The sequence below is a fragment of the Pseudoalteromonas sp. SCSIO 43201 genome (assembly GCF_023716725.1).
Classification (GTDB): Bacteria; Pseudomonadota; Gammaproteobacteria; order Enterobacterales; family Alteromonadaceae; genus Pseudoalteromonas; species Pseudoalteromonas peptidolytica.
In genome coordinates, this window is sequence record NZ_CP072683.1 from 3840167 (window position 1) to 3857131 (window position 16965).

General features: G+C 42.0%; 1 protein-coding gene. It reads right to left on the bottom strand.

Annotated features, from left to right (window positions below; all coding sequences use genetic code 11):
• Window positions 1-17: 17 nt before the first annotated feature.
• Entirely contained in the window at window positions 18-16964 is a 16947-nt protein-coding gene (locus tag J8Z24_RS16615; protein WP_252095052.1) for a non-ribosomal peptide synthetase/type I polyketide synthase, read from the bottom strand.
• Between the last annotated feature and the right edge of the window lies 1 nt (window position 16965).

Here is a 16965-nt window from a genome sequence, read left to right on the forward strand (position 1 = left end):
TTATCTATTATCCGTTTTTAAATTTCAATTGCTTCAACTTGCTTAGGAAGCGAATGTGCAAGCTCGTTATACTCGGCAATCATCTCTTGCTCTGCTAGCTTGCTATGACAAGCCAGCAACACTGTCTCGATACTTTGCTCTAGGTATGACAGCAATTGCGCTAATTGTGCTTCACCGACTTTAATTGATGAAATATCAACCTTGAGCCTACCTTGATAAATAAGAGCATTCACAGTGATAAAATCGTCAATCTTATTCTCTGCACTCGACGATAGACCCGTTTTTTCTTCAGCAAAGGAAAACGCTGATTTCGCCGAAGCAATGTTGTCAAACTGACCAAGATAATTGAACACGACATTATAGCTACTAGTGCTTTCGTCAAGCGCTTGTATCTCATGGTCATTTGCTAGATAACGCAAGGCACCAAACCCAATACCGTTGTCAGGCACACCTCTATACGAATCTTTAACTAACTTAATCAACTCACCAACAGGTTCATTCATCGGTGCATTTAACATTAATGGGTAGATTGACGTAAACCAGCCTACCGTATCACTTAGGTCAATCCCATCGGCAATATTTTCCCGCCCATGGCCTTCAATATCCACACGTATGGTTTCAGCGCCAGACCATTGTCGAAATGCACTAAATACAGCCGCTATAATCAGCTCATGCACTTTTGTTCTATATGCACTATTTGCGGAATCTACAAGCTGTGCAGTGTCTTCCTCAGAAACAGCAAGGCTTGCAGTACTAATAATGCTGTCCTGCGTATCAGCCAAACACTCGATATTGTGCTGCTCATATTTACTTAGCTGATCAATCCAATATTCACGTTGGCTTAGCAAATCATCACTACATGCATAGTCAGATAGCGTCTGACCCCAAAACTGATAAGAAGTTGTCTTAGCAGACAATAACACATCATTACCAGATTTCAAATCTTCCCAAGCTTGTTCTAGATCCGCCATGATTATCCGCCATGAAACACCATCGATAATTAAGTGATGTCCCAAGATAAACAGCTTCAAGCGGCCATTTCCAAGATGGATTAAAGCAAGCTTAAATGTCTCTCCACTGCTGATATTCAGAGACTCTTGCAGACCCCCGCAGAAAAGCTCAATTGCTTTTGCTTGCTCCGAATCAGCAATCTCAGTAAAGCTAACTTCCTGTACAACAGTAGAAATATCAATATCAGACTCGGGGATGTAACAATATTGATTTTGTTCAAGTCCAAACTTCAGACGTAGTACATCATGCCTAGATATTACACTTTTTGCAATTGTTTCTAGCTCAGATAGCTGCATTCCCTCTGGAGCATTTAATAATACGGCCTGGTTATAGTGATTTGGGTTAGCTAAACGCTTCTCGACAAATTGTTTTTGAATTGGTGTGAGTAACTGCTCTCCAACGACTGCTTCTTGAGGAATATCAATTGCAGCATTACTCATCACTACAGGTGCAAGCTCTTGGATCGTTTGATAATTAAACATATCTTTAATTGTAAACGTTAAACCTGCCCTTTTCGCTCTAGCCACGACTTGAGTGGATAAAATAGAGTCTCCGCCCAGCGAGAAAAAGTTATCTTTAATACCTACCTTTGCAATACCTAACAATTCCTCCCAAATACTGCTAAGTACTTTTTCGACATCCGTCTGCGGAGCAAGGTATTCCGATGCTGTCTGCATCACAGGGTTGGGCAATTGCTTTTTATCTACTTTACCACTTACCGTTAGCGGCCATTGCTCCATCAGCACGAAAGTTGCTGGCACCATATATTCAGGTAACACCGCAACAAGTGCTTGATGTAGTTGTTCATTTGTAAGTTCTGCATCGCCAACCACACTGTAATATGCAACCAGTCGGGTGTTACCTGACAGATCCTGTCTTGCAAGCACTGTGGTTTTAGATATTTGCTCAATATTGTTTAAATGGTACTCAATTTCTCCCAATTCGATACGAAGCCCTCGGATCTTCACTTGATCATCGATACGTCCAACATATTCGATTTGCCCTTGTTGATTAACATATGCAAGATCTCCTGACTTATATAATCGCTGTGTGTTCAAGCTAGAATATGGATTAGCAATAAAGGTCGAAGCCGTTAATTCTGGTCGGTTAAGGTACTCTCTCGCAAGACCAACACCACCAATATACAGCTCACCAACCACACCGTGAGGAACAAGTCGCTGATGCTCATCTAAAATGATCAGCTGCGTATTTTGGATAGGTTTACCAATCGGAACCGTCTTTGCCGATGTATCATTCGGGCAGTGCCAAAAGCTCACATCTATCGATGCTTCTGTTGGGCCATATAAATTATGTAATGAAGCCTGTTTTGCTTTGCTATAGAAAGTATTTTGCAGTTCTATGGGTAAAGCTTCTCCGCTACAAATTACACGGGCAACAGAATCACATCCATGCCATGCATCAGCACTTAACATCGCATTCAGCATTGAGGGCACAAAGTGTAAAGTGGTTACTTGCTTTGCTTGAATTAACTGACGGATTTGTTCTGGATCTTTGTGTTCCTCTGGTCGCATCACGACAAGTTTAGCACCCGAAGTAAGAGGCCATACAAACTCCCAAACAGATACATCGAAACTGTAAGGTGTTTTTTGCAGCACGACATCACTTTGATGCAATTTAAATTCATTTTGCATCCAATCAATACGGTTAATCAGTCCTCTATGAGTACAAACAACACCTTTTGGTGTGCCTGTCGAGCCTGAGGTGTAAATAACATAGGCACAACTATCTGGTGACTGAGAGTTAATTGACTGATTTACAGTAGTATAACTCATAAGCTCAGCTTGTAGACTTTGCTCATTGAGCGCGATCACTGGAAGAGCGGAGCATGGAGCGACCAAGTCATATAGATGCTGCTGAGTCAAAATACAGACAGGCTGACTATCCATCAGGATCGTAGCTAAGCGCTCACTCGGCGTTGACACATCCAAAGGAATATATGCACCACCAGCTTTTAACACAGCCCAAATTGCTACCACCAACTCGACGGAGCGATCCATGTACAGGGCCACATATTTATTTTCCCCAACACCTTTTTGCTTCAAGTAACTCGCTAATTGGTTCGCTCGGTTATTAAGTTCTGCATAAGTTAGCGTGTCATCATCGTAACTCACAGCAATCGCTTCTGGTGTTTTCTGGACTTGCTGTTCAAATAAGGCGTGGATCGTCGGCTCTTTAGATAGCTCTATCACCTCACCTTGGGCAAAAGACAATAACTCAACTTGCTCTTCTGGGCTAATCAAAGACAATTCAGCTATTGGAAGAGATTGATTTTCAATAATATTATTTAACAAAGTGATAAAGTGTTTGGTAAAACGTGCCATACTAGACTCAGCAAACAAATCTTTCGCATACTCCCAGCAAACCTCTATACCATCATCGTGATCGGTCACATTTACACTCAAGTCAAACTTACTATAAGCTTCACTAGGTAACATACGTTCAATATCAAGGTTATTTAGCTGTAGATCACCCACATTCTTATCTTGTACAACCAGTAAAATTTGTACCAAAGGATGGTATCCCAGGCTTCTCTCTGGGTTAATTTTTTCAACGACTAACTCAAAAGGAATATGTTGATTTTCGTATGTATGAAGGCATTCCTCTTTAACCTGTGTCAGTAGTTCAGTAAATGATTGCTCAACATCAACTTGCGTACGAATAGCCATTGTGTTCACAAAAAAACCAATCAATGGCATGGTCTCTTGCTCACCTCTGTTAGCTACAGGAGTACCAATGACTACATCATTTTCTGTCCCAAGTTTTGAAATGAGTATAGAAAGCGCACTATTCATCACCATAAATAGGGTCGTATTTGTCGATTTTGCCAGCGCATGGAGCTTTTTAGATAGCGTATTGTCTAGATTACTGATCCACTTATCACCACGATAACTCTGTTGATTTGGTCGCTGGAAATCTAAAGGAAGACTATGTACCTGAGGTGCACCTCTCAACCTTTCACACACAGATTCAAGCTCAGCCGCAAACGTCTCGCCTTGCATATGTTCACGCTGCCAGTAAGCATAGTCCATATACTGAATAGGAAGTGCTGGTAAAGCCGGCTTATTATCACTCAGGAAGCCATTATAGTAGAAGCTTAACTCCTCAAATAAGCGACTCATTGAAAAACCATCTGTACAAATATGATGCTGTGAAAACAGCAAGACATGTTCTGTTTGTCCCAGTCTAAGTAACTTTGACCTCACCATGAGATCCTGAGAAAGTACAAATGGTAGGCGTTGCTCTTCATTAATTATGCGCTCGATTTCATCATCTCTCTGCGCTTTGTTAACATTGCTAATATCAACTAATGCCAACTCAAATTCGAAATTTTCATTAATTTGTTGGAAGGCCTCATCACCCTGATGATACGTTGTTCTTAGGATTGTGTGGCGTTCAATCACTGACTTGATTGCATTTTCCATCGCAACCGTATTTAGCTCACCTGTTAATTTGATAGCCCAAGCTTGGTTATATGCAGAGCTTCCACCTTCCATTTCATCTATGAACCAAAGGCGTTGCTGTGCAAAAGTAAGTGGGCCATACAGCTTTTCCACACTCGCAATGGTTTGCCTTTTCTGTACAGAGTCACCTAGCTTTTGGTTTATGCTGTCAAATAAAGACAACATGCTTTGTGATTCCATGATCTCCGCCATCGAAATATCGACGCCAAGGCGCTCTGCAAATTGCGCATTTAAGCGAATAGCAGCCAAAGAGTCCCCGCCTAACGCATGGAAATTCTGACGTAAATCTACCTCCTGACAGCCAAGAATATCAAACAATATACTATCAAAGATTTCGGCAGCCTCATCCGAGGTTAGTTGTTGTTCCTGCTTGGGCTGTGCTTTTTTCAAAGCTTGTTTTTCAAGATTTTTCAATTCTGATAAGTCAGTAGCACAGATTGCAATACGCTGATAGCCACTATTTAAGGCCGTTGCGAAAACTCTTCGACCTTCACTATTAGAAATGCTATTTATGACTTTTTCAGCAATGTTAACTTCCAAAGATTGCTCCGATACGGCGTTCACAGCCATACCCGATTCACTCCAAGTGTTCCAATTAATTACTTGGATTTGGCACGTAGGTATTGTTTCAGATAGCTGCGCGATAAAGTTATCAACAAAACTATTTGCAGCACCATAATCAACTCGGTTTTTATGGGTATCCACCACGGTTTGTAATGATGACATCAAGGTAATGAAGTTAGGCTGCAATTCATGGCGTTTAATTACCATTTCTAGGTTGATTAGCCCTGAGACCTTACTTGCCATAACCGCTTGTAACTCTGCAATATCTAACTCAGCGATGGGCTTATCAGCGCCAGGCACCCCCGCACAGTATACAATCCCGTCAATCGTGCCTGTTGTCGCAATACAATCAGTAACAAAGGCTTCAAATGCTTGACTGTCGGCGACATCAAGTGCGCTAATCTGGCAAGACATCGCACTATTATTAATATCTTGTAAGCGCTGATATGCCTGTGGTTCAAGCCTTGTCTGTAAATCAGCAATTGTAGATTGAGTTCTTGTTGTGAGCACAAGGTTTACACTTGCCTTAGAAACTAACTCTTCTGCAACCGCCAATCCCATCCCACCTAATCCACCAATAATGATATAAGTACCATTCTCTTTTACTTGGCTAAGATTGGACGCAGAACTTGAAACATCTACCTGCGAGTAGGTCTCAACATAACGATTTTTTCCTCTAAGCGCGACAATTCTATCGTTACTGAACACGCGGCCTAATTCATCTACCCAACTATGACTGAATGAAGCCTGTGTGTTTTCTATATCTACCACACCCGCATCAATATTCACGAGCTCAGCAGTTGCACTCTTACATAATGCAGGGAGCATCGCGGCAATTGCGTTGTTATTTTCATAACCCACGACTTCAAATGCTTCAGCTGTTAACAGCGTGACTTTCAAGTCTGACCTGTGAATTTCTGCAAGCGCTTTAAACATGAAAAATGCAGGATAGAAGTCGTTTTGTAAACGCGCTTCATAGGACAACATCGCACTACTGGCTTGTGTACTAAAGCCCAACGGCATGACAATATGGTCAAAGTGCTGTTCCTCTAGCAGCGTGAATAGTGCAACCATTCCTTGCTCAGATGCTAAGTTAACCTCAAATGTTGAATCACTGATTTGCCTCGTTGCTTGAGCACCCATCGCTTGAACAACTTCTACGTTTGCCCTTGTTAACTGCGCAATATGTAGAGATGGATCATGCTTAGCATCATGAATATATAAACATCTATGGCCATCTACTTGGCTAGGCTGGTTTGGCTTGCGCAGCCAATTTGGTGCATAGAACCACTTACTAAAGTCTAGCTTATTGTTTTGATTGGTAGTTGCACTGTGCATCTCTTGGCGTATTTGTGGTTCAAACCGCTTTCTCTGGAACGCATACGTCGGCAAAGGAATGCGTCTTCTTTTCTCACCACGATAGCAAACTGACCAATCAATATGAGCACCAATTGACCAAAGTTTAGCCATTACATTGGCGACTAGCTCTTCGCCTTCACTATGGTTATCCGCTAATGACACAAAAGGTACGACACTTTCTATTAGCTCAGGAAGATGCATTGAGACCAAGCCCGCTAGCGTTTTCCCAGGCCCAACTTCTAATAGCGCATGCTCTGGATAACGATTTATCAAACTTTCAATCCCACTGGCAAAGCGCACTTCCCCAGCAAGCTGCTCAACCCAGTATTGCGCTGTCATAGCCTGATCCGGCGTGATCCAGTCGCCGCTCACATTGGAAATAAAAGGTAATGCAGGAGCGTGTAGAGAAATGCCATCAAAAACAGACTTAAACTCCATCAAGATTGAGTGGGTATGACGCGAATGGAATGCTCTATCACCTTTTAATTTCTTGTACTTAATCGAGTTTGCTTCAAGAGACGCTAGACAACGAGAGATAGAGTCACTGTCGCCTGATAGCACGATGCTCTCTTTTGCATTTGTTGCAGCTACACATAAATTAAACTGAGCCGCAATCTCATTAGCTTGCTGAGCCGTACATTTAATCGCCACCATATTACCTGTTGGCATGCTCTGCATTAACCTACCACGATTCGCTACGATATGAATCGCATCTTCTAGACTGAACACACCAGCAAGACATGCAGCCACGTACTCTCCTATACTATGGCCTATCATCGCACTCGGCTTGATCCCAAGAGTCATAAGGTGACGTGCTAACGCGTATTCAATACTAAATAACGCAGCTTGAGTGTAGTTAGTCTGATCTAATAACCTTTCTTTTTCGGGGTCAAAGCAGACTGCGTACAAGTCACTGTCTAGGTATGGATTAAATAGCGCGATACACTCGTCTAGTTGCTGTTTAAACTCATCACTAGACTGATATAGAGACAGTAGCATACCGGTATATTGTGCACCTTGCCCTGGGAACATAAAGGTCAGCTCACGAGACGCTGCGCGATGTACTTTTTGAGCTGTTGTTTGTAGTAATTCAGTCGCTTCAGATGCCGACGTCACGACCAACGCATCTCTATACTGGTAAGGTTTTCTGCCTTGCTGCAAAGTATACGCCATATTCGCCACATCAATATCCGCATGGCTATTGATGTATGCAGACAATCTCCCCTTACTTGCAATTAACGCCTCTGGAGATTTTGCTGATAAAGGTAATACGTGATATTTCATACGGCTTCTGTCCTCACCGGATCCTTCAAACTCTTCCAAAATAACATGTGCATTCGTTCCACCAATACCAAAGGAGCTTACAGCACCTCTTCTCGGCTCCACACCACCTTTCCATTCGCGTAATTCATTCTCTAAATAGAATGGGGTCGACTGTAGATCAAGTTCAGGATTCGGGCTGTTAAAATTAATATTTGGAGATATTTTCTTATAATTAAGTGCACAAACGGCATGTATAAATCCAGCTACACCAGCTGCTGTATCCAAATGGCCGATATTGGCTTTGAGCGTACCTAGCGCGATCGACTGTTTATCTAGTTCTTTGCCAGCAACACTCTTATATGCTCGGTTAAGCGCTCGAACCTCTATCGGATCTCCTAAATAAGTACCTGTACCATGCGCTTCAACAAAACCTATCGTGCTGGGTTCAACACCTGCCACTGTCATTGCACTCGCAATTGCTTTAGCTTGCCCCTCAACACTCGGTGCTGTATAGCCAGGCTTTAGCGACCCATCGTTATTTATAGCCGAGCCTTTGACGACTGCGAAGATGGTATCACCGTCCTCAATAGCAAGATCTAAGCGCTTTAGTAACACCATACCAGCACCTTGTCCTACTCGTGTCCCACTCGCGCTCTCATCAAACGGGCGACAATGTCCATCTTTTGAGGTGATAAAGCCTTCTTGATGAACATAACCTGCAGGCTCCATAGCCGAGATAGAAACCCCTCCCGCTAAGGCCATCGTGCATTCACCATTTTGAATACTTTTACATGCTTGGTGAACTGCAACAAGTGACGTTGAGCAAGCCGTATTGATATTAACACTCGGTCCAGTGAGGTTTAGATTGTAAGAAAGCTGAGTCGATAAAAAAGCGCCCGATGATGCTTTCATCGCTTCCATGCCATCAACGGCATTATGCCCATGACTTTGCGACATCATCTTTTGGATCCACCCAATATTGTCGCTCTTGCCAACAAAAACACCCACACTTCCTGATTCAGGTTCACTTGGGTATCCAGCTATTTCCATAGCTTCATATGCACACTCCAACAGCACTCGGTGCTGTGGATCTGTCATCTCAGCCTGTCGTTCACTAAATTCAAAGAACTCCGCATCAAACATTTCCATTCCCTGAAAACGGAAAGTTTTCCTAATATACTCTGGGTTACCAATTAGCTTCTCTGAAATACCTGCTGCTCGTAGCTGCTCATCAGTCAGCTCTTCAATAGCCTCATGTCCTGACTCAAGCAACGACCAAAACTCCTCAAAGTTTTGTGTGTTACCGAAGCGAGTAGACATACCGACAACCGCGATTGGGACATTGCCGCTACCTTCTTCGGTAAACTGAATCAGCGCCGTATTTACTAATGGGTTATCTTTGTGCTCATGCAGAATGAAACCTGCCAATTGCTCCACCGTTGGGTAGTTAAAGATGTCTGTGACTGAAACCTCAATTTCCAACTCTTGAACAATTTTTTCTCTTAACCGCATGGCCAACAGAGAGTTTCCACCCAACTTAAAGAAGTTATCTTTTATCCCAATATTGCGCTTATTGAGCAAACTTTGCCACAGCGCTATCAATTGTGCTTCAATTTCAAATTTTGGCGCTTCATACTCCAGCGTGCTCGGTTCACTTTGTATTTTTTGACTGAGGGCTTTGCGATCCACTTTGCCATTATGGTTTAAAGGCAATGCTTCAAGCACATTAATAGTTGAAGGCAGCATGTAAGACGGTAACTTAGCTTCCAACAAGGTGAATACATCATCCGCTGCATTTGTCAGCGCTTCAGTCGTCTCGATAAAGGCGATCAATCTATTGTCATGTGATTCTCCCTGTGCCAAGAGAACAGCACTATTTGCAATGAAATCGAAGCTGTTAATAACGCTCTCTATCTCACCTAGCTCCACTCTGAAGCCTCTTATTTTGACTTGGCTATCAACTCTTCCTATAAACTCAAGATTACCTTCAAGGTTAAGCCTCACTAAATCACCGGTTCGGTATACTCGCTCGGTATTACTTCCCACCACATTTGTTGGAAGTGTCAGGAATTTCTCAGCGGTTACTTCAGGTAAGTTTAAATAGCTTCGCGCCAGACCTCGGCCACCAACATATAGTTCCCCGACACAACCAGCAGGCACTGGCCTTTGATATGCGTCAAGAATAAAGCACTCGACATTACCAATCGGGCGTCCAATATGCACATTCTCTGTGGTAATTTCTCCAACAGAAATACACACTGTATTCTCCGTTGGTCCGTAGGCATTAAATAATTTCCGTCCTTCTGACCAAATGATTGCCTGCTCTTTTGATATGGCTTCACCTGCCACAATCAAAGTTTCTAATTGACTAAATTGCTCTGAGGCTAAGTTTACTAGCAGCGCCGGAGGCAGCGTAGCATGTGTGATCTCTTGGTCAGAAAGGTATTGAGCCATTAGATCTGGATTCATCAATGTGTGAGCGTCAATCAAGCACAAGCAAGCACCATTGCATAATGCCATGAGTAGTTCCCATGCCGCGGCGTCAAAGCTCAGCGATGCAAACTGCAACACTCTGCTTTGCTGATCAACTGCAAACAAACCAGTCTGTTGGCGAGCTAAATTTAACATTGACGCATGCTCAATCAACACACCTTTTGGATTGCCAGTCGAGCCAGATGTATAAATAACATATGCAAGGTCATTTGGCGTCGCACCAGTGTGTTCACTGACGGTATTACACTCGGAATAGGCCGCAGTTAATTCAGATAAATTATCGACACTAACGACATCACAAGAATGAGTCGGTAACGTCTCCTCTAGCGCTGAGTGTGTAATAATAACTGCAGCTCCAGAATCATTAATCACATAATCTTTGCGCTCAACAGGGTAAGATACATCAAGAGGAACATAAGATGCTCCCGCTTTTAAAACGGCTAAAACCGCAACGATCATTTCAAACGAACGTTCACAGTGAATAATGACTTTACTCTGTGCATTAACGCCCTGGGCTTGCAGATACCCGGCAAATCGATTTGCCGCGATATTTAAAGCTTGATAGCTCATGACCTCATCATGCAACTGCAGAGCCGGACGAGTTGGGTACTGTGCAACTTGTTGTTCAAACCAGCTGTGTACTGTCATACCTGGTACAGTTTCAGCGGCATTATCCGATGATATTACCGCGGCATCCAGCTCAGTTGCGGTCAGTAATGGTAGCTCACTGACGTTGGCTGTTAAGTTATTTACAATGCCTGCTAAAACGGTTTCAAGATGATCCAGTAATGTCTGAACATAATGAGCTTCATATTTTTGCTCTGAATAATTTAATTCAAATGTCAAAGCCTCGCCTGGTGCGACTATCAAACTCATACCAAAGTGTGCATGTGCTTTTGCATTAAAGCCTGAGATTTCAAACTCACTCTCTTGCTGACCAAGCTCAGGAGCATCCGCGATAGGATAGTTTTCGAATACCATTGCAACATCAAACAACGGTGCAATCGGATCAAATTGGCTACATTCTTTAATTTGCGTGAGTGATAGGTAACTGAATTTATCTCGTTTGTTCTGATTCTCATGCAGCTCTTTCAACCACTGATCGACACGAGTGTCATTTGTGAACGACACAACTGAAGGTAACGTCTTGATAAATAAACCAACCATTTTATCCACGTTATCGACTTCAACATTGCGCCCAGAAACCGTTTCACCAAATATAACTTCATCGTTACCACTATAGCGATGCAGTAAATAACCCCAAGCAGCTTGAACTAAAGTGTTCAATGTAACTTGTGCCTCACCCGCAACCTTCTTTAATTGGCTTGTAAGATCTGTGGTTAACGATTTTCTCTGCTCAGCAATGGCTACGGAGGTGTCATCACCCCCTCTCTTCTCAATGCCCAATTGAGTTGGTGATTCTAGTGTTTTGAGATGTTCAGACCAAAACTGCTTCGCTTCATCCAGTGGTTGCTCAACACACCACTTTATGTACTCTTTATAGTTAGCTTCACCAACAAACTCAGGTAGTTGATTAGCTGCAAAAGCCTGATAGGCACTAAAAACTTCACCAAATAAAATTGGCTGTGACCAACCATCAATCAGTGTGTGATGATGAGTCCATGCGAACTTATAGCAAGTTGCATTAACCTTAATGGTGAAAAAGCGCATGAGTCCAGGAACTGAAAAATCAAACCCTTGCTGTTTGTCTTCTTGCAACAAGTCAGCGAATTCATGTTCTACCTCAGTTGCACTTTTGGCACTCCAATCTAGGTGTGTCCAATCCATTTGAATTGACTCAGATACAAGCTGCAATGGTGTTTCACGATCTAACCCAACAAACGCCGTTCTTAAGATATTGTGCCGCTGGATCACGGCTAACCACGCTTTTTTAAACAGTTCTATCTCAAACTTGCCTTTAAACTCAATGTTTAGCTGATTAATATAAGAATCTTTCTCAGTATTTAATAGTCCATGATAAATCAATCCCGCTTGCATACTAGTTACAGGATATAACTCTGCGATATTGGTATAACGAGACTGTAGCGTATCTAATTCACCTTGACTCAATTGACATAAAGGGAAATCCGCAGGTGTTAGTCTTTCTACATTAGGCTGTTCACAATACGCCGATACTTCCATCAGTGCAGATTCGAAAAATGAACAAAATTTCTTAATGTCTGCATTATCAAACTTTTCTGCATGATAGTTTACTTGGAACTTCAACTCGCCATTAAACACCATGCCATTTATATCCAATAAATGACTGCGAGTATGTTGGGCACTAATATCTGCGCCGGTAAAATCCCCTGCGCCTTTGAATAGTGCTTGCTCACCAGCTTGTTGATCAAATTGTCCTAGGTAGTTAAATAAGATGCTATTTTCATGTTGCTCACACGCACGCTTAATATCTTGGTCGTCAAATATATAGCTAAGCGCACCAAAACCTATTCCATTATTTGGTACTTTTCTTAGCTGCTCTTTAACTGAGCAAATAAGATTTCCAAGTCCACCACTGGCTTTACAATCTTGGTGACTAAGCAGGACAGGATACATACTCGTGAACCAGCCCATTGTTTGAGACAAACTCACGTTTTCATGAAACTCTTCTCGCCCATGACCTTCGAGTGTGACATTGATCGCAGTAGAACCACACCAGCGGTTAAACGCAAGTGCAAGCGCACTTAGGAGCAACTCGTTCACTTTGGTTTTAAATGGTGCATTGCTCTGACCTAATAATGACTGTGTTGTTTTAGCATCTACAACAACCTCTTGATTTGCAGCTTCTGCATAAGTATCGCTGGAATCAGTATCTTGATATGGAAGTACTAGATCACCATTTTGCAATTGATGTAGCCAGTATTGCTTTTCTGATTCAAAGCGCTGCTGGCTATCTTGATTGCTTAACATCGCCGCATAATCTTTGTAAGAAGTGCCACTAGCTGTAAGAGACACACTGCCATCAGCCAAATACTGTTGATAAGCCGAATTCAAATCCTCTAATAAGATCCGCCAGCTGACACCATCCACAATAAGGTGATGGATAATAATTAATAAGCGTCTGTTTTCAGGTTCTTGGCTATCAATATACACGATATTAAGGAGCGGCCCCGATGAAATATCAAATGATGATTTAAACTCAAAGCCTATCTCTTCATAACGCGTTGCTAACTCACCATCACGAGTGTCTAAGTTTACCTGCTTAACTACCTGACTTAATTTGTCAGTATCCATGTGTGCAAACTTACCCTGCCACTTCTCATCTTGCTTTGCAAAAGTTAACCTCAACACGTCATGTCGTTGGTATAAAGCTGAAACAAATTCATCCAAAAACTTAATATCAAAATCTGTTGGTACACTCAAGCATGCGGATTGATGGAAGTGATTGTGATCTGTATGTTGTGTTGAGAAGAAATTAGCTTGGATTGGGTGAAGTATCAGTTTACCACTGCTCACCTTGCTAGCAGATACCATATCATTTTCAGCACACTTCTTCGCAAGTTCAGCGATTGTTTGTGCTTCAAATATATCCCTTGTATTAATGCTAATACCTTGTCGATTTGCTTTAGATACCAGTTGAATTGAAATAATTGAGTCACCGCCACAAGTAAAGAAGTTATCATGAATCCCCACTTTCTCAAGACCCAAAATTTCTTGCCAAATTTCGCAGAGTATCTTTTCATTGGTGTTACGTGGTGCTTCAAAGTGGCTCTGATTCTGTCCTGTAAGTGTTGGCTTCGGCAGCGATTTTTTATCTACTTTTCCGTTTACTGTTAATGGGATACTTTCAAGCTCCTCAAACAGTGTTGGTACCATATAGCTAGGCAGTTTGGATTTTAAATATTTGATTACTTCGTCTAAATTACTTTCACTGTCATCACGATAAACAATATAGCCCACTAACTTTTTGTCACCTGGTTCATCTTCTCTGACGATGACAGTACTGTCTTTTAATATAGGACAAGACTGTAGTGTTGTACTGAGCTCATCTAGCTCTATGCGGAAGCCTCGGATCTTTACTTGGTTATCAACACGGCCAACAAATTCAATGTTACCATCACTTAGGTAACGTACCGTATCCCCTGTTTTATAGAGCGTTGCTGCACCACTGTGATTAAAAGGGTTAGGAATGAAGCGCTCATCCGTTAAGGCTTCACGTTGCCAGTATCCACACGCAACGCCATCTCCGCCGATATATAGCTCACCAACACTACCAACAGGTACAGGTTCTAACTGTGGGTTCAGTACATAACATTTATGATTGCTCAATGGCTTACCGATTGGCGCACTCGCGTAGCGGCGAAACTCATTACAGTCAAACTTAAACGCTGTCGCAAATGTCGTTGTTTCTGTTGGCCCGTAAACATGTACTAATTGCTGTGGTGATTTACCCAATAGAATGTTTCCAATCGCTTTTAGAGAGTGTGCCTCTCCCCCAAATAAAACTTTTCTCAGCGATTGGAAAGTGTCCGGTTGCTCGTCTGCAATACGATTAAACAACGCCGTAGTAACAAACATGACTGTAATCTTATCTTGTTCAATTTGCGCTTTTAAAAGTTCAGGAGAAAGTAGAGTCGTTTTGTTTACCCCACATATCATCGCGCCTTTAGTCAATGCTCCCCAAAATTCATAGGTCGCGGCATCAAAAGCGGCGTTGGATGCCTGGGCCATAACATCTGATGGTAATACTTCGATATTTTTATTGTCCTCGACAAGGCTAACGACATTATTATGTGTTACTGCCACACCTTTAGGTTTACCCGTGGAGCCTGAAGTATAGATAACATAAGCAAGCTGCTGCTCGCTAGGAAGTAACTCTGAGTGATGTAGGTTGGTACTCGGTAGCGTAGATAAATGTTGAAGATCCCACTTTTCTTCTCCAAAAGAGTCTACGCAAATCATGGTATGTGAATTAGCTGGTAATTTTGATTGCAACGTTTTGGTGCTAATAACAAGATTTAACTGTGTGTCTTCAAACATATATTCCAAGCGTTCTTGGGGATAGTCAGGATCTAACGGTAAATACGCCCCTCCCGCTTTTAGGATCGCGGTCATTGCGATTAAAGACTCAACGGAGCGTTCTAAGCAGATACCGACTAATTCGTTATTTTTTAGTCCCAACTCCACGAGACAATATGCCAGCTGGTTAGCTCTTGTATTTAGTTCCCCATAAGTAATAGACTCATCGTCATATTTTGCAGCAATTTTATCATGGTAAAGCTCAGCACAACGCTCAACCATAGTGTGAATATGTAAAGTACGGTCATACTCCTGTTCATTTTGATTCCACAATACTAACTGCTTTTCTTTTTCATCATTGCTCAAAAAACAGCTACTTGCATGGGGGTTATCTAGGTTCTCAACTAAGTCCTTCATCAGTCGAACGTAAACTTCCATATAACTTACAAATTGCGACTTAGATACTTTATTAAGGTTTACCTCACCAAGAAATTCTATGTTGTACTTATCGCTCGGATCCATACAGAACACAGTAGATAAATCAAAGTTGGTCTTTGATAAGTCGACATTGCTTATTTTTTCTACATTCCCCTCGGCGATTTTATCTGCCATCGAGTGAAAGTGAAGAAACCCTAAATGAGTATGAAAAACAGGCTGAGTTCCGTACTTTTTCTGGATCGCACCAAATGGGTATCGACGAAATGGTACTAGCTCTAGCTCAGACTGATGCGAAGCAAGAATAAGATCGCGCCAACTCCCCGCGGACAGATCCATGCTTACCGGCAAAGTGTTGAGGAACATTCCGCGCATTTGCTCACTGTTTTCCGCTTCTAGCCGACCATTAAATGCTAAACCAGTTGTCACATTGCTCTGACCGGTGACAATACTTAAAAACTTAAAGTGAATAGCCAGCAGAATTCCTTTGAATGGCACCCCTGTTTTTTTTACCACTTCATGCAGTTGCTTAACGATGTCACGGGGTAATTTAAATGGGTATTTATGGCTATATATGTCTACTTCTTGTGTCGCGACTTCTTTTTCTAAGAAAGGTAGCTCTGTATTAACGCATTCTTTAAGCTTTGCATCCCAAAAATCAATGGCTTCTTGAGATTTCAATATTTTCAATTCTTCGTGAATAAAATCACTATATTTCAGCGCCGGTTCTGGCAAAGAGAAGATCTGCCCTCTTTGCAGCGCGAAATAAATATCAAAAATATCCATGACGGTTAAGTGTGTACTCCAACCGTCGGATACAGAATGAGGCTCCGTAAAGGATAGACTGATCACATCATCTTCTATTTGATGTACATGAAAACGCATCAGTGGAGCCTGAGTAATATCAAACATATTTTTATTTTCGAGTTCGATATATCTACTAATTTCAGCTTCTTGCTCTGCTTCAGACAAACCTCTAAGGTCGTCATACCCCATTTCCAAAGAGGCTTCACGATGCACTAATTGAAGCGGGATACTAAAGTTCGTTAAGTCAAAAGTAGTTCTAAGGTTATCGTGCTCCTTTACGATGATATTGATACTTTCTTGAAAAAGCGTTTTATCAAAGGCGCCTTTTATGCGCCCTCTAAAGGTAGTCAGGTTATGGTAATCAGCAGGACTTTCTTCACCATTACTCATATCCATGTGGTGAAGCATGCCCATTTGTAAGACACTGATCGGATAAGCGTCTACAACATCATCGGCAAGCAAGCTCTTATCATGGTCACTAATTAAGCTAAAAGGAGCTACCGGTTCTACGTTATGTTGGGCATTTTCTTTTAGTTTTTTTTGCTTTAGTAGTGCTAGTAATTTTTTTTTGTTGTTCGAAAGATTATTCATA